The sequence below is a fragment of the Pseudomonas sp. JQ36 genome, assembly GCF_053851495.1.
This window is the reverse complement of sequence record NZ_CM132642.1, coordinates 5,455,026-5,478,744: the sequence shown is the minus strand read 5'-3', so window position 1 is coordinate 5,478,744 and position 23,719 is coordinate 5,455,026. Positions and strand designations below refer to the sequence as shown.

Sequence of the window (23,719 nt, the reverse complement as noted above, 5' to 3'; positions counted from 1 at the left end):
TTACACCTTCGACACAAGAGGACGGCCCAACAGGCCCTGAGGCCGGAAGACCAGAACAAGTACGAGCAGCGAGAAGCTGAACACGTCTTTGTAGTCGGAGTTGACCAGGCCCGAGAACAGCGACTCGGATATGCCGAGAATGATCCCGCCAAGCATCGCACCAGGCAGAGAGCCGATGCCGCCGAGCACCGCCGCGGTGAATGCCTTGATGCCAATGATGAAACCGGCATAGAAGTCGAACGTGCCGTAGTTCATGGTGATCAGCACGCCGGCCAGCGCCGCCATGGCTGCACCGATGATGAACACATAGGAAATCACCCGGTCGGTGTTGATCCCGAGGATCGAGGCCATCTTGCGGTCTTGCTGGGTGGCGCGGCACATGCGGCCGAGCTTGGTGTACTTGATCACGTAGGTCAGCAGACCCATACCGACGAATGCGGCCACCAGAATGAAGACTTTGGTGTAGGTCAATTGCACGAAACCAGTACCGACTTCAACACGCCAAGCCCCGGTCAGCAGGGTAGGCACACCCTGTTGTTTGGCGCCTTGGGCGATCTGTGCGTAGTTTTGCAGGATCAGGGAAATGCCGATGGCGCTGATCAACGGTGCCAGTCGGGTGGAGTTGCGCAGGGGTTTGTATGCGACACGCTCGATGACCCAGCCATACACCGCTGTGATCACGATGGTGAAAATCAGTGTGCCGAGCATCAGGAGCGGGAAGGATTCAATACCGAAGTAAGCCAGCAGAGCCAGACTGATTGCCGCCAGGTAAGCGGAAATCATGTAAACCTCGCCGTGGGCGAAGTTGATCATGCCGATGATGCCGTAGACCATTGTGTAGCCGATGGCGATCAGGCCATAGACCGACCCGAGGGTCAGGCCGTTGACCAGTTGCTGCAGGAAAATACCATCCATAACGCAATCTCACGCAATGAGAACCTGCCCACCGAAGCGGGCGGTTCTTCTAGGAAAAATACAGATTTACGTCGGAGCAATGCAGACACGTTCCCCCCGAACACCATCGTCTCCTGTGGGAGCGGGCTTGCTCGCGAATGCGGCGTATCAGTTACCGTTGATGGCGACTGACACCCCGCATTCGCGAGCAAACCCGCTCCCACAGGGGTTCATGGCGTTCGGATGATCGCGTCAGCCCTTACTTCTGTTTTTCCAGCTGGTGATATTTGCCGTCCTTGTCCCACTGGTACACCACGTAGTCGGAGACTTTCAGGTCGCCCTTGGAGTCCCAGGTTTTTTCGCCCATCACGGTTTTCACCGGATTTTTCTTCAGCCAGGCCGCAGCCTCTTCGCCCTTGTTGGACTTCGCACCGTTGAACGCGGCAGCCAGGGTTTGTACCGAAGCGTAGGCGTACAGGGTGTAGCCTTCAGGCTCGGTGCCGGCCTTGCGGAACGCGTCCACCACGGTCTTGCTGTCAGGCAGCAGGCGTGGGTCGGCGCCAAAAGTCATCAGCACGCCGTCAACGAATTGCGGGCCACCGGCGGTGGTCACCAGTTCGTCAGTCACGATGCCGTCATCGGACATGAACTTGACGTCTTTCAGACCTTGTTCACGCAATTGACGAACCAGCGGGCCGGCCTCCGGATGCAGGCCGCCGAAGTAGACGACGTCGGCGCCAGCGCCACGGATCTTGGTGACGATGGTGCTGAAGTCTTTTTCGCCACGGGTCAGGCCTTCATACAACACGGGCGTTACGCCGCGCTTGACCAGTTGTGCCTTGGTGGCATCCGCCAGCCCTTGGCCGTAGGTGTCTTTGTCGTGCAGTACGACGACTTTCTTGCCCTTGAGCACGTCGACGATGTAGTCGCCGGCCACGATGCCCTGCTGGTCGTCACGCCCGCACATACGGAACATGGCGCTCAGGCCGCGCTCGGTAACCTGCGGGTTGGTGGAACCCGGGGTGATCGCGATGATCCCGGCTTCGTCGTAGATTTCCGAGGCGGGGATGGTGGAGGAAGAGCAGAAGTGACCGACCACGCCGGCGACTTTCTGGTTGGTCAGGTCCTTGGCGACTGTCACCGCCTGCTTCGGTTCGCAGGCATCATCGCCCTTGACCAGTACGATCTTCTCGCCGTTGACGCCGCCTGCCGCGTTGACCGCGTCCGCCGCTGCCTGTGCACCCTTCATGTACTGCTCGCCAAATGCCGCGTTGGCGCCAGTCATTGGACCCGCTACACCGATTTTCACATCAGCTTGAGCAAACGCAGAAACACCCAACGCAGTAGCCACTGCGAGGGCCAGAAAGCCTTTCTTGTAAAACGTCTGGGACATGAGGTGGTGCTCCAAGGTTTTTTTTAGTTGGCACTGCGACTTCACTTCACTGAATGCTCTGAGCAAGCGCCGTGCCATCGGTTTTTTATTCTTCAAAAAGTCGCTGCTTTCTTGTTATTTCGACTGTTTCGTTCCCATTTTCATTGGGCGTGCAACCGTCTAAACCGCGGAAGGTGAAACCTTTTTAAATCTGAGGCGCAACCCGCTTGCGCCATCATTGCAACCGCGGCACCAAACGACGTGCAACCAGCCTGTAACAGCTCGCGTCACCGAACTGCACACTGCTGGTGCGGGACTGCTACAACCCGCACCATTAGAGGCTAGTCGTTACTCCGAAAAGCGCCGCGTTACGCAACATATTTCAACACTCAAATCACGATGCGCAGGCACTGGCCCGCGTGATACAGCGAGAACCCGGCCTCGTACAGACAGCTGCGCAAACCGACACCGGCCAAGGGCTGCATCGGTGCGAAGGGAATCGGCAGGGCTTGAGGATTGCCGTTACACAGATAGTCGGCGAAGGCTTTGCCGACCACAGTGCCGGTGGTCACGCCGCGACCGTTGTAACCGGTGACGGCCACCAGTCCGGGCGCCGGTTCGAACAGGCGCATCAGGTGATCGGGGGTGAAGGCGATGCGCCCGGTCCAGGTGCATTCCCATTCCACCGGTTTCAGATGGGGGAAGTAATGCTGCTGCACGCGGTCGGCCCAGGCCTTGAGGAACCACGTCGGTTTCTGATTGCCATTGCCCAGACTCCCGAGCAACAACCGGCCGTCCTTGTCGCGGCGAATACTGCTCAGCACCTGGCGCGTGTCCCACGAGCCCTGCCCGCCCGGGAGGATTTCCTGGGCGGCGTCTTCGGTCAATGGCACCGACGCGACCTGATAGTAGTAACCGGGGAAAAAGTTGCGCTTGAGTTCGGTCCAGTCGCCTTCGGTGTAGGCGTTGGAGGCGATCACCACTTGCTCGGCGAGTACCGAACCTAGCTCGGTCTGCACCGACCATTGCTGGCCCACGCGCTCGAGACGGGTCACTGGCGAGTGATCGAACATCTGTCCGCCCAGGCCCTTCACCGCGTTGGCCAGCCCGGTGACATAAGCCATCGGATTGAGCGTACCGGCGCGGCGGTCGAGCAGTGCGGCGGCAATCTTCTGCGTGCCGGTGGCTTGCTCGCAGGCCTTGCCGGTGAGCAGTTCGACCGGCGCCCCGCGACGCTTCCATTGTTGCTCGCGACTGCGCAGATCCGCCTCGCCCTTGGCGTTGTGCGCCATGTGCAGGGTGCCTTCGCGGCGCAACTGACAATCAATGTTGTACTTATCCACAAGGCTGAATACCAGCGCCGGCGCCGCCCCGAGCATGCGGTTGAGCTGACTGCCGACCGCTTCGCCGAAACCGGCTTCGATCTCGTCCGGCGGGATCCACATGCCGGCGTTGACCAGCCCGACGTTGCGCCCGGAGCCGCCGTGCCCGGCGCGGTGCGCTTCGAGCACGCAGACGCTTTTGCCTTTTTCCAACAGATGCAGCGCCGCCGACAACCCGGTAAACCCGGCGCCGATCACGCAGACATCGACTTTGACCTCGCCGCGCAGCGCGGTGTTATCCGGGCGCTGCGGCGTGAGTGTTTCCCACAGACATTCTTCGCGTAACGGCATTGCCAGACTCCAACAGAAACCTGCCAAACACACTGTTGATCCTGTGGGAGCGGGCTTGCTCGCGAAAGCGGTGTTTCAGCCAACATCTGTGTCGACTGACCCACCAACTTCGCGAGCAAGCCCGCTCCCACAGGGGATCTGCGTCATTCCAAACTCAGTCGAAGGTGATGCCCTGCGCCAGCGGCAACTCCAGCGAGTAGTTCACGGTGTTGGTCTGGCGGCGCATGTACGCGCGCCAGGCATCGGAGCCCGACTCACGACCGCCACCGGTTTCTTTCTCGCCACCAAACGCGCCGCCGATTTCCGCGCCGCTCGGGCCGATGTTGACGTTGGCGATGCCGCAGTCGCTGCCGACCGCCGACATGAACTGCTCGGCCTCGCGCACGTCGGTGGTGAAGATGCACGACGACAGGCCTTGCGGCACCGCATTGTTCAGGCGCAACGCTTCCTGGAAGTCGCTATAGCCGACCACGTAAAGGATCGGGGCGAAGGTTTCGCTGCAGACCACATCGCTCTGCTCTGGCATTTCGACAATGGCCGGCGACACGTAGTAGGCGTTGGGGAACTGCTCTTCGAGCTGACGCTTGCCGCCGAACACCCGGCCGCCCTCGCTCAGCGCCTGCTCCAGCGCGTCCTGCATCTTTTCGAAGCTGTGTTTGTCGATCAGCGGGCCGACCAGATTGCCTTCCAGCGGATGGCCGATACGCACTTTGGCGTACGCGGCTTTGAGGCGAGTGACGATTTCTTCCTTCACCGACTCATGGGCAATCAGCCGCCGCAGGGTGGTGCAACGCTGACCGGCAGTGCCGACCGCGCTGAACAGAATGGCGCGCACGGCCATGTCCAGATCGGCGCTCGGGCCGAGGATCATCGCGTTGTTGCCGCCCAGTTCGAGAATGCTGCGGGCAAAACGTGCGGCGACTTTCGGCGCCACTTCGCGGCCCATGCGGGTGCTGCCGGTGGCGCTGATCAGCGCGACACGCGGGTCATCCACCAGCGCTTCGCCAGCATCGCGACCACCGATGATCACCTGGCAGAGATTCGCCGGCGCATCGGTGAAATTCTTCACCACACGGTCGAACAGTGCCTGGCAGGCCAGTGCGGTCAGCGGGGTTTTCTCCGACGGTTTCCACACCACCGGGTTACCGCAGACCAGCGCCAACGTGGTGTTCCACGCCCACACCGCGACGGGAAAATTGAACGCACTGATCACGCCGACCACGCCCAGCGGATGCCAGGTTTCCCGCATGTGATGACCCGGGCGCTCGGAGGCGATGGTCAAGCCGTACAACTGACGCGACAGGCCGACGGCGAAGTCGCAGATGTCGATCATCTCCTGCACTTCACCGAGGCCTTCCTGAGTGATCTTGCCCGCTTCCCACGACACCAGTTCGCCGAGGTCAGCCTTGTATTCGCGCAACACTTCGCCGAACTGACGCACCAGCTCGCCGCGACGCGGGGCCGGCACCTTGCGCCACTGCTCGAAAGCATGATCTGCGCGACTGATGTGCTGCTCGACTTCAGCCGGGCCTTCCCAGTTCACAGCGGCGATGCGGCTGCCGTCGATGGGCGAATGCACCGGCACTTTGCCGTTCTGGTACAGGGCCGGGTTCACACCAAGACGATCAAGCAATGCGGCAACCATGGGTCACTCCTCAAGCGAAAAACTGAATGTGTGCGGCCGAATGTTCACGACCGGGCAGGCCTTTAGTTGTAGCTTCCCGAGGGCAAGGCAACAAACGACCTTTACGCGAGATATCATTCCGTTTATTCATGCTGCGCACAGAAAGACAAGAAAAAGGGATCACCCATGCTGAATAAACGCCACTTGCCATCGATCACCGCGTTGCAGTGCTTCGAGGCCGTGACCCGGCACCTGAGCTTCACCCGGGCCGCCGAGGAGCTGAACCTGACCCAGAGCGCTGTCAGCAAGCAAGTGGCGCAGCTTGAGGAATTGTTGCAGCACTTGTTGTTCCGTCGGGTGCGTCGGCGTTTGCAGATGACCCCGGCCGGGGATTTGTACCTGGTGGAAGTCCGAAAAATCCTCACTCAGGTGGAAATGTCCACGCATTACCTGCGTTCCTACGGCGGCGAGACCGAAGTCCTGCGTGTCTCTACACCCTCGACCTTCGGCGCTCGTTGGCTGGTACCGCGTCTGAAGGGCTGGCGCCTGCGCCATCCGTCGATCCACCTCGACTTGTGCAACGAGCAGGAGGCCGATGACTTGCTGCAGGGTCGCAGCGATCTGGCGTTCTATTTTGGCCAGGGCTCAAGGCCCGGCACCGAATGCCTGAAGCTGTTCGGCGAAGAGCTGGTGCCGGTCTGCGCCCCCGGCAGCCTGCCGGACACGCCCTTCACCGACCCGACGCAACTGACCGATCTGGTGCTGCTGCAAAATGCCTCGCGCCCACAGGCCTGGCACGACTGGTTCGACAGTCAGGGTTACCACACCGAGCACAGCTACCACGGCCCGCGTTTCGAAACCTTTTATATGTGCATCCGCGCTGCCCAGGTCGGCTGCGGCGTGGCGCTGCTGCCGCGGTTTCTGGTGGAAGAGGAATTGGCCGACGGCAAACTGGTCATTCCCTGGCAGCATGCAATGCCCAGCTCCGACGCCTATTACCTGGCCTACCCGGAGCATGCGGCGGAAGTGCCGAAGGTGCGGGATTTTGTGAAGTGGATGCTGGAGCAGATCGACAGCCCGGACCTGACGCCGATATAGAGTTTTCAACAACCCTGTGGGAGCGGGCTTGCTCGCGAATGCGGTGGGTCAGTCAATTCAAATGTGACTGATGCACCGCATTCGCGAGCAAGCCCGCTCCCACAGGTGATCTCGACGCTCTTAAAAAATGCTGGCAATCCCCACCGCTGATATGCGCCACTAGCGTCATTGATTGATCCCGCGCAACCGCGCGGTGCACCTGGAGACCCCGTTTATGAGCGAGAGTGTGTTTGCCGATCGCATCGTGCAGAACCTGCTCGACACCGACTTCTACAAACTGACGATGATGCAGGCGGTGCTGCACAACTACCCCAACGTCGAAGTCGAATGGGAGTTTCGTTGCCGTAACAGCGAGGATCTGCGGCCGTATCTGGCCGAGATTCGCTACCAGATCGAGCGCCTGGCCGAGCTGAGCCTGAGTGCCGATCAATTAAGTTTTCTCGAGCGCATCACCTTCCTCAAGCCGGATTTCCTGCGCTTTCTCGGCCTGTTCCGCTTCAACCTGCGCTACCTGCACACCGGCATCGAGAACGGCGAACTGTTCATCCGGCTGCGCGGTCCGTGGCTGCATGTGATTCTCTACGAAGTACCGTTGCTGGCGATCGTCAGCGAAGTGCGCAACCGCTATCGCTATCGCTATCGGGAAATCGAGCTGGTGCAGGCGCGGGAACAGCTGTATCGCAAGTTCGACTGGCTCAGCGCCAATGCCTCGGCCGACGAACTGGCGCAATTGCAGGTCGCCGATTTCGGCACCCGCCGGCGCTTTTCGTACCGCGTACAGGAAGAAGTGGTCAACGTGCTCAAACACGATTTCCCCGGGCGTTTCGTCGGCACCAGCAACGTGCACCTGTCACGGGAACTGGATATGAAGCCGCTGGGCACCATGGCCCATGAATGGATCATGGCCCACCAGCAACTCGGGCCACGGCTGATCGACAGCCAGATCGCCGCCCTCGATTGCTGGGTGCGCGAGTACCGTGGTCTGCTGGGGATTGCGCTCACCGATTGCATCACCACCGACGCCTTCCTCGGCGACTTCGACCTGTTCTTCGCCAAGCTCTTCGATGGTCTGCGCCACGATTCAGGGGATCCGGTGCAGTGGGGCGAAAAATGCATCGCCCACTATCACAAGCTCGGCATCGACCCAATGAGCAAGACCCTGGTGTTCTCCGACAGCCTGACCCTGCCCAAATCGCTGGAGATCTTCCGCGCGCTGCACGGGCGGATCAACGTCAGCTTTGGCATCGGCACCAACCTGACCTGTGACATTCCGGGTGTCGAACCGATGAGCATCGTGCTTAAAATGACCGCCTGCAACGGCCAGCCGGTGGCGAAGATCTCCGACGAGCCAGGCAAGACTCACTGTAAAGACCCGAATTTCGTCGCCTATTTGCGACATGTGTTCCAGGTTCCTGCCGTTTCCAGCCTATCTAGCAAGGAGTGAATTCATGCAAGCCGTACAGCGTGAGATTGCTGAACAGCTCAAGGTGCAACCGCCATTCGCCGGGCATCAGGCCCTCGAAGCGGAAGTCGCCCGGCGCATCACCTTTATCCAGGATTGCCTGGTCAATTCCGGCCTCAAGACCCTGGTGCTGGGCATCAGCGGCGGCGTCGACTCGCTGACCGCCGGCCTCCTGGCCCAGCGCGCCATGCGTGAACTGCGCGAGCGCACCGGCGACGACGCCTACAAATTCATCGCTGTGCGCCTGCCGTACGAAACCCAGTTCGATGAGCACGATGCGCAAGCGTCCGTGGATTTCATCGCCCCGGACGAACGCCACACCGTGAACATCGGCCCGGCAGTCAAATCCTTGGCCAAGGAAGTCGCGGCGTTCGAAGGCAAACACGCGGTGTCGGTGGATTTCGTCCTCGGCAACACCAAAGCGCGGATGCGCATGGTCGCCCAGTACACCATCGCCGGCGCGGCGCAAGGGCTGGTGATCGGCACCGACCACGCGGCGGAAGCGGTGATGGGCTTCTTCACCAAGTTCGGGGACGGCGCCTGCGACCTGGCCCCGCTCAGCGGTCTGGTGAAAAACCAGGTTCGCGCTATCGCCCGCAGCTTTGGCGCGCCGGAATCGCTGGTGGAAAAAGTGCCGACCGCGGATCTGGAAGACCTGTCGCCAGGCAAACCGGACGAAGCCTCTCACGGCGTGACCTACGCCGAGATCGATGCCTTCCTGCACGGCGAGCCGGTGCGTCAGGAAGCGTTCGACATCATCGTCAACACGTACAACAAGACTCATCACAAACGGGTCATGCCGTTTGCGCCTTGATTGCATGGTGATTGAATGAAAAAGCCCGCTGAGGAGTGATCCTCAGCGGGCTTTTCTTTGGCCAGTTCACCTGTCGATGCTGATGGCCTCTTCGCGGGCAAGCCCGCTCCCACAGTGTCCCGGTTGTTCACAAAATGTGTGACCGACACAAACCCTGTGGGAGTGGGCTTGCCCGCGAAGAACGATGATGCGGTGCGTTGATTACTTAACAGTAATCGTGCCTTTCATCATCGAGATGTGGCCCGGGAACGAGCAGAAGAAGCCGTAGCCACCGTCTGCAATCTTGGCCACGTCAAAGGTCAGCGAATCGGTTTCCTTGGCGCCGATGATCTTGGTGTGAGCGATGATGCGCGCGTCACCTTCCGGCAGGTAGTTCTTGTCGATGCCCGCGGCCAGGCCAGCGGTAGCGATTGGCTGCATGTCAGCTTCTTTGCTGATCACCAGGTTGTGGCCCATGACGTTCTTCGGCAGGTTGCCGGAGTGGGTCAGTTCGACAGTGAAGGTCTTGCAGCTCTTGTCGATCACGATTTCCTTGGTGTTGAAGGACATCTGATCGGTGGAATCAACGGTGGTTTTGCACTCGGCAGCCATCAATTGGCTGCTGGCCAGCGCCAGCAGGGATACCGCAACAACTTTGGAAAACATGGTGAATCTCCAAGGCAGGGTTAACAAAAACACGAATGGTGGAAAGACTGCCTGAAATCTTCGCAAGTTCCTATGACTTGAGTCAAAAATTGTATACAACTTTCAGGCTATGACACTCATCGAAACAATCTACCGGCCAGATCCCCCGGCCGGGCCTATGATCGGCGCATCTACTGAAACGGAGTGCCGATCATGTTCTTTAACGGTCTGTTGTGCAGTTTGCTCGCCGCCTACGCCTGTGGCGCCAGCGGTACCTTTGAATCGCCAGAACGCGAAGTCTAGCCCTTGGATCGAGGCCTGCCAGCCATTACCCTGTGACGGATTGACCCAGGAGGAAGGCATGTCTCTCAAATCCGTTTGTGTATTTTGCGGTGCCAACGCCGGCACTGATCCGGCTTACACCGAAGCCGCCCAAGCCCTTGGCCGGGCCCTCGCCGAGCGCCAGCTGACGCTGGTTTACGGTGGTGGTGCCGTGGGATTGATGGGCCTTGTCGCCGACGCCGCCCTGGCCGCTGGCGGCGAAGTGATCGGGATCATTCCGCAAAGTCTGATGGACAAGGAGATCGGCCACAAAAGCCTGACGCGCCTCGAAGTGGTCGATGGCATGCACGCGCGCAAGGCGCGCATGGCCGAACTGAGCGATGCGTTCATCGCATTGCCCGGCGGCCTCGGCACGCTGGAAGAGCTGTTCGAAGTCTGGACCTGGGGCCAGCTCGGCTACCACGGCAAGCCGCTGGGCCTGCTGGAAGTGAACGGTTTCTACAGCAAACTCACGGCTTTTCTCGACCATATCGTCGGCGAAGGCTTCGTTCGCGCGCCGCATCGTGACATGCTGCAAGTGAGCGAATCGCCACAAACCCTGCTCGACGCCCTCGATCAGTGGAAGCCGACCGTCACGCCCAAGTGGGTCGACCAAAAACCCGGCTAACCGCCGGACACCGATACAGGGCAGAATACGCGCCGCTCAACCTCACCTTCGACCCCAGAGGATCGCCCATGGCCAAACCCAATTACTCCTTCGCCAAACGTCAACGAGACCTGGCAAAGGAGCAGAAGAAAGAGGAAAAGCTTCAGCGCAAGAAACAAATGGCTGAAGAAGCGGCACTGAACCCTGACGGGGAAGTGGCGACTGATGACGATGTTGATGTTGATGCACCGAAAGACCAGGCGCCCGACGCCTGAGCCCCACCGGGTTTGATGATCGAGTCAGACCCTGCGGATTTGTGACGGGGCTGGCGGCTCAGCCGCTGGCCCTCACAGCCCTCCCCGTTTTCCGAACACGATACGACTTCCAGTGGGAGCGGGCTTGCTCGCGAAGGCGTCTTCACCTTCAACATTGATGTAACTGACACACCGCCTTCGCGAGCAAGCCCGCTCCCACATGGGTTGTTGTGTTATTCCAATGGCATCACGGTAACGCGGACCTCCGGGTCGTGAGACCCGCCCCCCAGAATCACCCCGCGCAACGGCGACACATCGGAAAAGTCCCGACCCCACGCCAGGGTGATGTGCTCCAGCGCCGGCTGCACGTTGTTGGTCGGATCGAAATCCACCCAGCCCAATACCGGACAGAACACCGATACCCAGGCATGCGACGCATCGGCGCCGATCAGCCGTGGCTGTCCAGGCGGCGGCTGGGTCAGCAGATAACCACTGATGTAGCGCGCTGCCAGTCCTCGCGAGCGCACGCAAGCGAGCATCAGATGCGCGAAGTCCTGACACACACCGCGTCGGCGCTCCAGCACTTCCACCAGCGGCGTCGCCACTTGCGTGGCCTCGGCGTCGAAAGTGAACTCGCTGAAAATCTTCTGCATCAAGGCCTGCACGCCCAGCAACAAAGGCCTGCCCGGTGGAAAACAGCTTTCGGAAAATTCGACGAAGCTGCGCTTCAAATGCACGTAGGGTGACTGAAACCGATAGCGACAAGCCTCGAGCATTTCGGCGGACAACGGCTGGCTACTGTAAGTCAGCGCGTTGCGCGTCTGCTCCCACGCCGGGGACAGATTGAAGTCCGCCAGCGGCCGCGCCAGCACCTCAACCGTGAGCCGGGCGTTGACCTGCAACTCGTCATGCGGGCGCTCGAAGGCCAGTCGGGTCAGCGGATTGCCGAACACATCCAGCTCATCCCGCCGCGTGGTCGGCTCCGGGCTGATCAGCAATTGCTGCTCGGTGCAGCGCTGCCATGTGCACTCACGCGGCCACAGATGCGCCAATTGCTGCGCCAGCGACACCGGGCTGTCGTAGTGGTAACAGGTGTCGTGGAAGATCTGGTAGTGCGCGCTCATCAGACGGACACCGTGCGTTGGCTGACATCGTCGACATGGGCAAAGTGGCGCAGCGCCAGCCGATCGGACACCTGACCGCTGGCCTCGGCAATCTCCTGCAGCAGATCCGCCAGACCATCAAGCGCGGCACGCACGCTGTTCTCTCCGAACAGCGGGTTCTCCAGACAACCCAGATCGAACCGCGCCAGACGCTCGACCAACTGCGGCAACCCGGCCTCGCGAGGTACGCCGAAATCATCATTCAATCGCTTGAGCGTGCGGGTCACCAGTTTCAACTGAAACAGCACCGCATGCGGGTTCTGCTCATCCAGCAGCAACAGGTCGAGCACCGGAATCAACTGCGCCACCGCCAGATACCGCGAACGGTAGGTGATGCTGCTGTTGCCCAGCTCCAGCAGCCATTCCAGCCCCGCCTGATCGAACGCCCCGGCGCCGCGCAGAAACGCCGCCAGACTGCTGCTGAGAAACTGCAACCGTTCGATGCGCCGGCCGATCATCAGGAAGCGCCAGCCTTCGTCGCGGGTCATGTCGTCGAGCGCGAAACCCGAGAGCGCCGCCAGCGACATCACCAGTCGGTTGAGGAAGTCCAGCAACTCGCCGAAGTCCGGCTCTTCGGTGTCCAGCTCCATTGCCTCGCGCTGCAACTCGACCAACGCCTGCCAGTTTTCCCGTGAAAGCTTGCCGCGCACCTGCGAGGCCGCCCACTGCAAACGCTGCAGATTGGAGCGCAGGCTGAACGACCAGTCCTCGCCGAGCAGCGCCGCCAGCAGCCGCTCCGGCAACTCGCCCTCCTCCGGCAGCAACATCAGCCGCTCGCCCAGCTCCACGGCGGCCTGCAAGGCTTGCGGGTCATCACCATCGACATACCGCGCGAGCATGATCCGCAGCAGTCGCGCACTGTCGTCGCAACGCTCGCAGTAACGGCCGAACCAGAACAGGTTCTCCACCACCCGCGAGGGCAGATAAGGATCGCGGCGCACCAGATCGTGTACGCCGACGTTGCGCTGGGTTTTCCATTGCTCGCCACTTGGCGCACGATCGCCCAACACCCAGGTGTCCTTGCTCGCGCCACCGCGCTGCATCGATACCACTTCGGCATCGGCCTCGGCGGCAACCCGGGTCAGTCCACCGGGCAATACGCGATAGCCGTCACCACTGGCCACCGCATACACGCGCATGCCGATCGCTCGCGGTTGCAGTTGGCCGTCTTCGGCCTGCCAGATCGGCGCCTGGGACAGCTGCGCCAGTTCTTGCGCGACATAGGCGTATGGCCGCGCCTGCATGCGCTCGGCGAGCGCCTGGCGCTGTTGTTCGCTCAGATCGCGGCCGAATACCGGGGCGAAGCTTTGCGAGGGGAACGCCGGTTTGATCAGCAGCTCCGGAAGCTTTTCCAGCGCCTGCGCCAGCACCGGCGCCTCGCCGCACCACCAGGTGGCGATGGACGGCAGCAGCAGTTCTTCGCCGAACAGGTACTGATTGATCTTCGGCAAAAATCCGAGCAATCCCGGCGACTCCAGCACGCCGCTGCCCAAGGCATTGGCCACCAGCACCCGGCCCTGACGCACTGCTTCCAGCAAGCCGGGCACACCAAGTGCCGAATCGGTGCGCAGCTCCAGCGGATCGCAGAAGTCATCGTCGAGCCGACGCATGATTGCATGCACCCGGCGCAGACCACTGAGGGTTTTCAGGTACACCGTCGCATCGCGCACGGTGAGGTCGCCGCCTTCGACCAGCGGATAACCGAGCTGGCGTGCCAGATAAAGATGTTCGAAGTAGCTCTCGTTGAAGCGCCCCGGCGTCAGCAATACCACCAGCGGCGCGTCGTCAGCACACGGCGCCTGACGCGCGAGGGTTTCCTGCAGGGTACGGAAGAACCCGGCCAGGTGCTGCACCTTCAGATCGCGGTACAACTCGGGAAACGCCCGCGACACGATGGTGCGATTTTCCAGCGCATAGCCCGCGCCCGACGGAGCCTGAGTACGATCAGCGGTGACCCACCAGCGCCCGTCCGGCGTACGCGCCAGGTCCACGGCGTACAGATGCAGAAAGGCATCTTCCGGTGGTGCGATGCCCTGACAGGGCCAGAGAAAATTGTTGTGGCCGAACACCAGTTCCGCCGGTAACAGCCCTTCGCTGATCAGCCGCTGGGGCCCATACAGATCGGCCAGTACCGCGTTGAGCAGGCGTGCTCGCTGGGCAATTCCCGCCGACAGTTGCTGCCACTCATCAGCAGCGATCACGTGCGGCAGCAGGTCCAGTTCCCACGGGCGGTCGGCGCCCTTGGGATCGGCATAGACGTTGTAGGTCACGCCGTTTTCCTGAATCTGCCGGGCCAGCAACGCCTGCCGCTGCACCAGTTGCGCCGGGGTGCTGCGCTGCAATTGATCGAACAGCCGCCGCCAGTGCGGGCGCACTTCCCCGCTGTCATTCAGCAGTTCGTGATAAGTGCCCGCAGTGCGCGGGTAGCGGTCTAGCAGGTCAGGCATGGAAAGCTCGGCAGACAGCAGGGAACGGTCAGACTAACGCAGGCACATGACATGCGGATATACGAAAAATCCGCATGTCGTGCAGGACTTAGAAACGTCGCAAATCGAGCGTCATCGGCAACTCGTCGGAGATTGTCAGGTTCGGTATCGGAAGTTTCCCCGGCGTATGTCCGATGCGGAAAAACCGCGCCATGCGCCGGCTCTCCGCTTCGTTGGCATTGACCGGTAGCGTCTCGTAATTGCGCCCGCCCGGGTGCGCCACGTGGTACTGGCAACCGCCCAGCGAACGCTGCATCCAGGTGTCGAGCAGGTCGAACACCAGTGGCGCGTGCACCGGGATGGTCGGTTGCAGGCAGTTGGCTGGTTGCCAGGCCCGAAAGCGCACGCCGGCGACGAACTCACCGATGCGCCCGGTCGGTTGCAGCGGCAGCGAAATGCCGTTGCAGGTCAGCAGGTAGCGCTGCGGCGGCAAGCCGCTGAGCTTGATCTGCAAACGCTCCAGCGACGAATCGACATAACGCACCGTGCCGCCCGCCGTACCCTCCTCGCCCAGCACATGCCAAGGCTCCAGCGCCTGACGCAACTCCATCTCGATGCCGCTGACCGCGTAATCGCCGACCTTGGGAAAACGGAACTCCAGATGCGCAGCGAACCACTCGGCGCGCAATGGATAACCGGCGTTGTTCAGTTCGACGATGACATCGGCGAAATCCTGCTCGATGAAGTGCGGCAGCATGAAGCGGTCGTGCAGCTCGGTGCCCCAGCGCGCCAGTTTCGGCGGCGCATATGGCTCGCGCCAGAATCGCGCAACCAGCGCACGCAGCAGCAACTGCTGGGCCAGACTCATCCGCGCATGCGGCGGCATTTCGAAGGCGCGCAGCTCCAGCAGGCCCAGACGCCCGGTAGCGCCATCCGGCGAATACAGTTTGTCGATGCAGAACTCGGCGCGGTGGGTGTTGCCGGTAACGTCGATCAGCAGATTGCGCAGCAGGCGATCCACCCGCCACGGCGGGCATTCTGCGCCCGGTTCCGGCATTTGCGCGAAGGCGATTTCCAGTTCGTACAAGGCGTCGTTGCGCGCTTCATCGACCCGCGGCGCCTGCGAGGTCGGGCCGATGAACAGGCCGGAAAACAGGTAGGACAGCGACGGGTGGTTGTGCCAGTAGCTGATCAGGCTGCGTAGCAGATCCGGGCGGCGCAGGAACGGTGAGTCCGCCGGGGTCGCGCCGCCGAGGACGAAATGGTTGCCGCCGCCGGTGCCGGTGTGGCGCCCGTCGATCATGAATTTTTCGGTGGTCAGGCGGGTTTGCCGCGCCTGTTCATAGAGAAACTCGGTGCGCTCGACCAGCTCGTCCCAGGTCGCCGATGGCTGCACGTTGACCTCGATCACGCCCGGATCCGGGGTGATGCGGAAGTTGCTCAGGCGCGGATCGCTCGGCGGCTCGTAACCTTCCAGCAGCACCGGGCAATGCAGCTCTTCGGCGGTGGCTTCGATGGCCGCCACCAGTTCCAGATAGTCCTCGACCCGTTCCAGCGGCGGCATAAACAGATACAGACGCCCTTCGCGCGCTTCGGCGCAGAATGCGGTGCGGGTCAGCCAGTCGGCGGACTCGTCGACTTTCGGCGCACGCTCGTCGGCCGCGGCGGATTCGGCATGGCTGTTGAGCTGGGTGGTGTCCGGCAGCTCGGGAAAGTCCTGATTCGGATCGTTGGGATGAATGAACGGATACTCCGCCGCCTTCACCCACGGCTGCGAGCCGAGTGGCAAGCGATAACCCAGCGGCGAATCCCCCGGCACCAGCCGGCAATGCTCGTCGCGCAGATACCAGCGCCCGCTCTGCCATTGATCCCCCTTGGCGGTACGCGCCAGCGGCAGCACCTGGCCGATCACTTTATCCAGGCCCTGAGCGAAAACCTTGCGCAGACGCGCACGCTCCAGCGGTTCTTCAAGACGCGAATCTTCAGCGCTGACGTTGCTCGGCAATGCGCCCTCACGCCAGAGGTAATAAAAATTGTCTTCGTAGGCCGGAAACACGAAACGTGCCGGCAGTTTCAGGCGCTCGGCAACACTCGCCAGAAAGCGCCCGGCCAGTTCGCCATTGGCGCCGTAATCCTGTTGCTCGTCGGCGATCAGCGCGCTGTTGTGCCAGATCGGCACGCCGTCGCGGCGCCAATAGCAGTTGAGCGACCAGCGCGGCAATTGCTCGCCGGGGTACCACTTGCCCTGACCGAAATGCACCAGACCTTTCGGCGCATAGTGCTGGCGCATGCGCTGGAACAGTTCTGCGGAGAGGCGGCGCTTGTCCGGGCCCAGCGCGGCGGTGTTCCACTCGGCGCCATCGGGGTCGTCGATGGAGACGAAGGTCGGCTCGCCGCCCATGGTCAGGCGCACATCGTCTTTGAGCAGATCGGCGTCGATCTGCCGGCCCAACGCCTGAATCGCCAGCCACTGCTCATCGGTGTAGGGCTTGGTTACCCGTGGCGCTTCCCAGATGCGCTCCACCGACATTTCGTGGCTGAACTGGCATTCGCACGGTTCGACCAGACCACTGATCGGCGCCGCCGAGGATGGATCGGGACTGCAGGCCAGCGGGATATGCCCTTCACCGGCGAACAGCCCGGAAGTGGCATCCAGACCGATCCAGCCGGCGCCTGGCAAGTACACCTCGCACCAGGCGTGCAGGTCGGTGAAATCCACCTCGGTGCCGGACGGGCCGTCGAGGCTCTTCACGTCGGCGGTGAGTTGAATCAGGTAGCCGGAGACGAACCGCGCGGCCAGCCCGAGGTTGCGCAGCAGTTGCACCAGCAGCCACGCCGAGTCGCGGCAGGAGCCGGAGGCATGTTCGAGGGTGTGTTCCGGGGTTTGCACGCCCGGCTCCATGCGAATCAGGTAGCGGATATCTTCGCTGAGGCGCTGGTTGAGCATCACCAGGAAATCCACAGCGGGCAGCGGCGTGCGGTCGATCCCGTCCAGATAGGCTTTGAATGCCGGGGTCAGCGGCAGGGTTTCGAGGTACGGCGCCAGCTCCTTGCGCTCATCGGCCGCGTAGGTGAAGGGGATTTTCTCGGCGTAGGGTTCGAGGAAGAAGTCGAACGGATTGAACACCGCCATCTCGGCCAGCAGATCGACTTCGATGCGCAATTCGTCGGTTTTCTCGGGGAACACCAGACGCGCGAGGTAGTTACCCTGCGGGTCTTGCTGCCAGTTGATGAAATGCCGCTCGGGCGAGACCTTCAGCGCATACGAGAGGATCCGCGTGCGGCTGTGGGCGGCCGGGCGCAGGCGTACGATCTGCGGGCCGAGTTCGACAGCGCGGTCGTAGCGGTAATGCGTGACGTGATGCAATGCGACATGAATCGACACGGCGTGCCTCCTGCGAGCCTAAGCGTATTCGAAAGCGCGCAAGACTTATGCCATGCAGGGGCTTGGGCGCTTTCCCGGAATGCTCAGGGCAGTACAGCACCAAAATCGGGCGATGCGGGGAAATGGTTCGAGGAAGTTGCGCCTAAATGTGGCGGCAGTGGTAGATGCGGCGCCTGAGATGACGCCTTCGCGAGCAAGCCCGCTCCCACGGGAGTACGTATTCCAATGTGGGAGCGGGCTTGCTCGCGAAAGGGCCAGTCGTTTCAGCACACTTCTTGAACCCTGAAATGCAAAACGCCAACCCGAAGGTTGGCGTTCTGTTCAGCTCAAGCGATGTTTAGCGCGGTACGACCGGCTTGCGCGCCGGCTTCGGCCCCTTGCCCTTGGCCGCTTCCTTGCGCTCCTTGGCCGCCTGCTGGTTGCGGGCGAACGCCGCAGCCTTGGCTTGTTCACGCTTGTCCCAAGGATTGCCACCGTCGCTGGCACGCGGCGGCAGGCCGGTGTGCTGGGTGAGAATCTTGGTGGTCTTCTCTTTCGCGACCTTGTGGCTGCCGGCCGGCGTCGAATTCTTGCGACGGGCGCTCTGGTAGCTGTCGGTAGCCGGCTGGTGCAGCGGGATCAGCTGATTCTTGCCCGGCCCGATCAGGTCGGCGCGGCCCATGCGGGTCAGCGCTTCACGCAGCATCGGCCAGCCTTTCGGATCGTGATAACGCAAGAACGCCTTGTGCAGACGACGCTGCTCTTCGCTCTTGACGATGGTCACGCCGTCGCTCTTGTAGGTGACCTTGCGCAGCGGGTTCTTGCCCGAGTGGTACATCGCGGTCGCGGTGGCCATCGGCGACGGATAGAACGCCTGCACCTGGTCGGCACGGAAACCGTTGCCCTTGAGCCAAAGCGCCAGGTTCATCATGTCTTCGTCGGTGGTGCCCGGGTGCGCGGCGATGAAGTACGGGATCAGGTACTGCTCTTTGCCTGCTTCCTTGGTGTACTTCTCGAACATCCGCTTGAAGCGGTCGTAGGTACCGATCCCCGGTTTCATCATCTGGTTGAGCGGACCTTCCTCGGTGTGTTCCGGGGCGATCTTCAGGTAACCGCCGACGTGGTGGGTCACCAGCTCTTTGACGTACTCCGGCGACTCGACCGCGAGGTCGTAACGCAGGCCGGAGGCGATCAGGATCTTCTTCACACCCGGCAATGCACGGGCGCTGCGGTACAGCTGAATCAGCGACGAGTGGTCGGTGTTCAGGTTCGGGCAAATGCCCGGGAACACGCAGGACGGCTTGCGGCACGCGGATTCGATTTCCGGGCTCTTGCAGGCGATGCGGTACATGTTCGCGGTCGGGCCGCCGAGGTCGGAGATGACGCCGGTGAAGCCTGGAACCTTGTCGCGGATCTCTTCGATTTCGCGAATGATCGACTCTTCGGAACGGTTCTGGATGATCCGGCCTTCGTGCTCGGTGATCGAGCAGAAAGTGCAGCCGCCGAAGCAGCCACGCATGATGTTCACCGAGAAACGGATCATGTCGTAAGCCGGGATTTTCTCCTTGCCATACGCCGGGTGCGGAACCCGCGCGTAAGGCATGCCGAACACGTAGTCCATTTCTTCAGTGGTCATCGGAATCGGCGGCGGGTTGAACCAGACGTCGATCTCGCCATGTTTCTGCACCAGCGCGCGGGCATTGCCCGGGTTGGTTTCCAGGTGCAGCACGCGGTTGGCGTGGGCGTACAGAACCGGGTCGTTACGCACCTTTTCCATCGACGGCAGGCGGATCACGGTCTTGTCACGGGTCATGCGCGGGCTGGCCAGAACCTGTACGACCTTGGCTTCTTCGGGATCATCCACCGGCCCCTTCTCTTGCTCGATGGCGCAAGCCTGGGTGTCCTGGGTGTTGACGTACGGGTTGATGATCTTGTCGACCTTGCCCGGACGGTCGATGCGCGTGGAGTCGACTTCGTACCAGCCCTGCGGCGTGTCACGGCGGATGAACGCGGTGCCGCGCACATCGGTGATGTCTTCGATCTTGTGCCCGTAGGAAAGTCGCTGGGCGACTTCGACGATGGCGCGCTCGGCGTTGCCGTACAGCAGAATGTCGGCGCTGGCGTCGATCAGGATCGAGTTGCGCACGCGATCCTGCCAGTAGTCGTAGTGGGCGATGCGGCGCAGGGAAGCTTCGATGCCGCCGAGGACGATCGGCACATGTTTGTACGCTTCCTTGCAGCGCTGGCTGTAGACCAGGCTCGCGCGATCCGGACGTTTGCCCGCCATGCCACCCGGGGTGTAGGCGTCGTCGGAACGGATTTTCTTGTCCGCGGTGTAGCGGTTGATCATCGAGTCCATGTTGCCGGCCGCGACGCCGAAGAACAGGTTCGGCTCGCCGAGCTTCATGAAGTCGTCTTTGGACTGCCAGTTCGGCTGGGCGATGATCCCGACGCGGAAGCCCTGGGACTCCAGCAGCCGGCCGATGATCGCCATGCCGAACGAGGGGTGATCGACGTAGGCATCACCGGTGACGATGATGATGTCGCAGGAATCCCAGCCGAGCTGATCCATCTCCTCCCTGCTCATCGGCAGGAATGGCGCTGGCCCGAAACATTCGGCCCAGTACTTTGGATAGTCAAATAACGGCTTGGCTGCTTGCATGTCGATAACCGGTGTTGGCTTTCATTGAATTTCGCGGGCGCGGAATATAGCACAAATTTTGACCAATTCCGACGGCTGTGGTCGGAAATTGCGCCACGCCCATTCGCGATCAAGCCCGCTCCCACATTTGAATGCATTCCAAGTGTAGGAGCGGGCTTGCTCGCGAAGGCGTCAGCTCAAACGATGAAGAATTTACTCGTCGTCGTCGAAGTTGTAACTGCCCGGCGCGAGGTTTTCGAAGCGGGTGTACTTACCGATAAAGGCCAGGCGGATAAAGCCGATCGGGCCGTTCCGCTGCTTGCCGATGATGATTTCGGCGATGCCCTTGTGCTCGGTTTCCGGGTGATACACCTCGTCCCGGTACACGAACATGATGACGTCGGCGTCCTGCTCGATCGCTCCGGATTCCCGCAAGTCGGAGTTCACCGGGCGCTTGTTGGGACGTTGTTCCAGGGAACGGTTGAGCTGCGACAGCGCCACCACCGGGCAGTTGAATTCCTTGGCCAGGGCTTTGAGGGATCGGGAGATTTCGGAAATCTCGTTGGTCCGGTTGTCACCGCTGGAGCCGGGAATCTGCATCAGCTGCAGGTAGTCGATCATGATCAGGCCGATGTCGCCGTGCTCGCGCACCAGACGTCGGGTCCGCGCGCGCATTTCCGACGGGCTGATGCCGGCGGTATCGTCGATGAACAGTTTGCGATCATTGAGCAGGTTGACTGCCGAGGTCAGGCGCGGCCAGTCGTCGTCTTCGAGCTGGCCGGAACGCACCTTGGTCTGATCGATACGACCGAGGGACGAGAGCATACGCATGATCAGCGATTCACCTGGCATCTCGAGGGAGTACACCAGCACCGCCTTGTCGCTGCGCAGTACGGCGTTTTCCACCAGGTTCATGGCGAAGGTGGTCTTACCCATCGACGGACGGCCAGCGACGATGATCAGGTCGGACGGTTGCAGACCGCTGGTCTTCTCGTCGAGGTCGGTATAACCGGTGGACAGACCGGTGATTGCGTCGGCGGTGTTGAACAGGGTGTCGATGCGATCGATGGCCTTGGTCAAAAGTTCGTTGACGCCCACCGGGCCGCCGGTCTTGGGCCGCGCCTCGGCGATCTGGAAGATCTGCCGTTCGGCCTCGTCGAGGATCTCTTCGGCAGTACGGCCTTCGGGGTTGAACGCGGCGTCGGCAATTTCGGTGCTGATACCGATCAACTGGCGCAACGTCGCGCGCTGGCGAACGATCTGCGCATAGGCCTTGATGTTGGCGACGGACGGCGTGTTTTTCGCCAGCTCGCCGAGGTAACCGAGGCCGCCGACCTGAGACGTCTGACCTTCCTTGTCCAATTGCTCGGCCAGGGTCACGACGTCGATCGGCATGTTCTGATCGGCCAGTTTGGCGATCGCACGGAAGATCAGACGGTGGTCATGTCGGTAGAAATCACCGTCGGAGACTTGATCGAGCACACGTTCCCAGGCGTTGTTGTCCAGCATCAGACCACCGAGTACGGCCTGTTCGGCCTCGATGGAATGCGGCGGCACCTTCAGGGCAGCGGTTTGCAGATCGTATTGCTCGGGAGCGGTGATTTCGTTCATGGCCACTTGGAGTCAGGTTTGAAAACGGGATTACCAGAAAGACAAAGGGCACGACCTGTAAACAGGATCGTGCCCGATGTTACCGGCAAGCACCCGAGGGTGCCAGCCGACAAGTATTGCTTAAGCTGCTACCACGACAACGCGTACGGTGGCTTCAACTTCGGCGTGCAGGTGCACAGCCACGTCGAATTCACCCACGTTGCGGATGGTGCCGTTCGGCAGACGAACTTCGCTCTTCTGCACTTCAACGCCGGAGGCGGTCAGTGCGTCAGCGATGTCGTGAGTACCGATCGAACCGAACAGCTTGCCTTCGTCGCCAGCGGTGGCAGTGATGGTCACTTCCAGCTCGGCCAGTTGGGCAGCACGGCTTTCAGCCGATGCTTTACGGTCTGCGGCGGCTTTTTCCAGCTCGGCACGACGCTCTTCGAACGCAGCCAGGTTGGCAGCGGTCGCAGCGGTAGCCTTGCCGAAAGGCAGCAGGTAGTTACGGCCGTAACCGGCCTTAACGTTTACTTTGTCGCCCAGGTTGCCCAGGTTGGCGATTTTTTCCAGAAGGATCAGTTGCATGTGGAAATCCTCTTAACTTTTAACCTTCACCGTTCGCGTTATCGGTGTCTTTCGACACGTGACGACCGCGAAAATCAATCAGGCTGTCGACAATGGCCAGAACCACGAGCAACGGATAGATCAGCTGCATGAACAGCAGCAGTGTCACGTACAACCCCACCAGCCAGAAACCGGCCAGTCGCTTCTGCCCGACCAGCCCGTGAATCAGGGCGAGTCCTGCGAACACCAGCGGTACACTGCACAACGGCGTCAACATGGCCATCTGTGCACCGAGATTCGGGCCCAGAAGCATCAACGCCAGCAGCAACATCGCCGGCCCCAGCGGGATCCGGATGGCGCGAAACTCGCGACCAAAACCACCCGGGTTGTACAACAACGCCTGCCAATGCCGCCCGACAATCAGGCTCAGCACGCTGACGATCTGCAACAAAGCCGCAATCAGTCCGGTCAGGACCGGTGCAATCAGGGACGCGAAGCGCGCTTGCTCATCGACCGACAATTGCTTGTAGGTTTCACCAAGAAGCGCCGGCATGACCTTTATCAAGGCCTGCGCGAGCATCTCGATCTGGGCCGCAAACGCCGCCCCGAGCACCACTGAAAACACCACTCCAATCACTACGCTGACCAGCAGCGTGCGAACCCAGGACTCGCTTGCGCGCAATACCAACGCAAGCCCCGAAGACCCCAGCAGCACCAGAAGTGCCCGTGGATCATCGGCATACAGCCACCAGACCAAAGCCGGCAGCAGCCCCAGAGACAGAACACCCAGGGCGTCCGTCAGTCCGCGCCGCAGGAGCACAAGGCTCCCGGCGGCAGCACCCAACCAATACAACAACGGCAATGTTGCACATCCGGCCACCACGAGAGTGGCCTGCATACGGCCTCGCATGATGAACTCAGCTAAGGCACGCATGCATTCAATCCTTTGCTACTTGTCGACTGCCCGGTCTCAGCGGCCGTGGCTGTCGGTGTAGGCCAGCAGGGCCAGGAAGCGGGCGCGCTTGATAGCGGTGGCCAGCTGACGCTGATAACGAGCTTTGGTACCGGTGATGCGGCTTGGAACGATTTTGCCGGTCTCGGATACGTAGGCTTTCAGAGTGTTGAGATCTTTGTAATCGATCTCTTTCACGTCTTCAGCGGTGAAGCGGCAGAATTTACGACGACGGAAGAAACGTGCCATTTGATAGGCTCCTTAAAAGGTCCG

18 protein-coding genes are annotated in these 23,719 nt (G+C 61.3%); 5 read left to right on the top strand and 13 right to left on the bottom strand.

The features are described 5' to 3' along the window. The 4 genes from ACS4NR_RS24700 to amaB all read right to left on the bottom strand — a co-directional run bounded on the left by ACS4NR_RS24700 (position 1) and on the right by amaB (position 5,584). The gene (locus ACS4NR_RS24700) at positions 1–915 is read right to left on the bottom strand and encodes an ABC transporter permease subunit (protein WP_007915894.1); all 915 of its coding nucleotides are present in this window, start codon (positions 913–915) and stop codon (positions 1–3) included. A gap of 238 nt (positions 916–1,153) precedes the next feature. After that, entirely contained in the window at positions 1,154–2,287 is a 1,134-nt protein-coding gene (locus tag ACS4NR_RS24695) for an ABC transporter substrate-binding protein (RefSeq protein WP_007915892.1), read from the bottom strand. Between the two features lie 368 nt (positions 2,288–2,655). Next, on the bottom strand, positions 2,656–3,939 hold the full coding sequence (gene amaA / locus ACS4NR_RS24690; protein WP_166496028.1) for an L-pipecolate oxidase: 1,284 nt from the start codon (positions 3,937–3,939) through the stop codon (positions 2,656–2,658). Positions 3,940–4,093: 154 nt separating this feature from the next. Continuing rightward, positions 4,094–5,584, bottom strand: coding sequence for an L-piperidine-6-carboxylate dehydrogenase (gene amaB / locus ACS4NR_RS24685; RefSeq protein ID WP_456018561.1), 1,491 nt, complete (start codon positions 5,582–5,584; stop codon positions 4,094–4,096). Between the two features lie 165 nt (positions 5,585–5,749). Here amaB and ACS4NR_RS24680 point away from each other — a divergent pair, with 165 nt between their 5' ends. From ACS4NR_RS24680 to nadE, 3 genes are all read left to right on the top strand, one after another. Beyond that, on the top strand, positions 5,750–6,661 hold the full coding sequence (locus ACS4NR_RS24680; protein WP_103521211.1) for a LysR family transcriptional regulator: 912 nt from the start codon (positions 5,750–5,752) through the stop codon (positions 6,659–6,661). A 214-nt stretch (positions 6,662–6,875) separates the two neighbouring features. Further along, entirely contained in the window at positions 6,876–8,105 is a 1,230-nt protein-coding gene (pncB, locus tag ACS4NR_RS24675) for a nicotinate phosphoribosyltransferase (RefSeq protein WP_456018560.1), read from the top strand. 4 nt (positions 8,106–8,109) lie between these two features. Next, entirely contained in the window at positions 8,110–8,937 is an 828-nt protein-coding gene (gene nadE / locus ACS4NR_RS24670) for an ammonia-dependent NAD(+) synthetase (RefSeq protein ID WP_456018559.1), read from the top strand. Between the two features lie 201 nt (positions 8,938–9,138). On the opposite strand, the gene azu is transcribed toward nadE, so the two are convergent. Further along, positions 9,139–9,582 carry an azurin gene (gene azu / locus ACS4NR_RS24665; protein ID WP_095138131.1) on the bottom strand — a complete coding sequence of 148 codons (444 nt, stop codon included), beginning with the start codon at positions 9,580–9,582 and terminating at the stop codon, positions 9,139–9,141. A 340-nt stretch (positions 9,583–9,922) separates the two neighbouring features. Here azu and ACS4NR_RS24660 point away from each other — a divergent pair, with 340 nt between their 5' ends. Both ACS4NR_RS24660 and ACS4NR_RS24655 read left to right on the top strand, forming a co-directional pair. Further along, a complete protein-coding gene (locus ACS4NR_RS24660) occupies positions 9,923–10,510 on the top strand; it encodes an LOG family protein (protein ID WP_095138130.1) in 588 nt (195 codons plus the stop codon). 68 nt (positions 10,511–10,578) lie between these two features. Continuing rightward, positions 10,579–10,764: a hypothetical protein gene (locus ACS4NR_RS24655; protein WP_095138129.1), complete on the top strand. Its 186-nt coding sequence runs from the start codon at positions 10,579–10,581 to the stop codon at positions 10,762–10,764. A 212-nt stretch (positions 10,765–10,976) separates the two neighbouring features. On the opposite strand, the gene ACS4NR_RS24650 is transcribed toward ACS4NR_RS24655, so the two are convergent. From ACS4NR_RS24650 to rpsR, 8 genes are all read right to left on the bottom strand, one after another. Next, positions 10,977–11,867 (bottom strand): transglutaminase family protein, encoded by an 891-nt coding sequence (locus ACS4NR_RS24650; protein WP_456018558.1) that lies wholly within the window; start codon positions 11,865–11,867, stop codon positions 10,977–10,979. Further along, on the bottom strand, positions 11,867–14,353 hold the full coding sequence (locus ACS4NR_RS24645; protein WP_456018557.1) for a circularly permuted type 2 ATP-grasp protein: 2,487 nt from the start codon (positions 14,351–14,353) through the stop codon (positions 11,867–11,869). The genes ACS4NR_RS24650 and ACS4NR_RS24645 overlap by 1 nt, the downstream gene beginning before the upstream one ends. Positions 14,354–14,441: 88 nt before the next feature. After that, complete coding sequence (locus ACS4NR_RS24640; protein ID WP_456018556.1) at positions 14,442–17,717, bottom strand: transglutaminase family protein; 3,276 nt, start codon at positions 17,715–17,717, stop codon at positions 14,442–14,444. 337 nt (positions 17,718–18,054) lie between these two features. Then, on the bottom strand, positions 18,055–20,358 hold the full coding sequence (locus ACS4NR_RS24635) for a YgiQ family radical SAM protein (RefSeq protein ID WP_456018555.1): 2,304 nt from the start codon (positions 20,356–20,358) through the stop codon (positions 18,055–18,057). Between the two features lie 192 nt (positions 20,359–20,550). Continuing rightward, positions 20,551–21,948, bottom strand: a complete 1,398-nt coding sequence (gene dnaB, locus ACS4NR_RS24630; RefSeq protein WP_003221138.1) for a replicative DNA helicase — start codon at positions 21,946–21,948, stop codon at positions 20,551–20,553. A 120-nt stretch (positions 21,949–22,068) separates the two neighbouring features. Next, positions 22,069–22,515: a 50S ribosomal protein L9 gene (gene rplI, locus ACS4NR_RS24625; RefSeq protein ID WP_003221136.1), complete on the bottom strand. Its 447-nt coding sequence runs from the start codon at positions 22,513–22,515 to the stop codon at positions 22,069–22,071. Positions 22,516–22,534: 19 nt separating this feature from the next. After that, positions 22,535–23,428 (bottom strand): hypothetical protein, encoded by an 894-nt coding sequence (locus ACS4NR_RS24620; RefSeq protein ID WP_115985406.1) that lies wholly within the window; start codon positions 23,426–23,428, stop codon positions 22,535–22,537. Between the two features lie 36 nt (positions 23,429–23,464). Then, a complete protein-coding gene (gene rpsR / locus ACS4NR_RS24615; protein ID WP_002551829.1) occupies positions 23,465–23,695 on the bottom strand; it encodes a 30S ribosomal protein S18 in 231 nt (76 codons plus the stop codon). Positions 23,696–23,719: the final 24 nt, after the last annotated feature.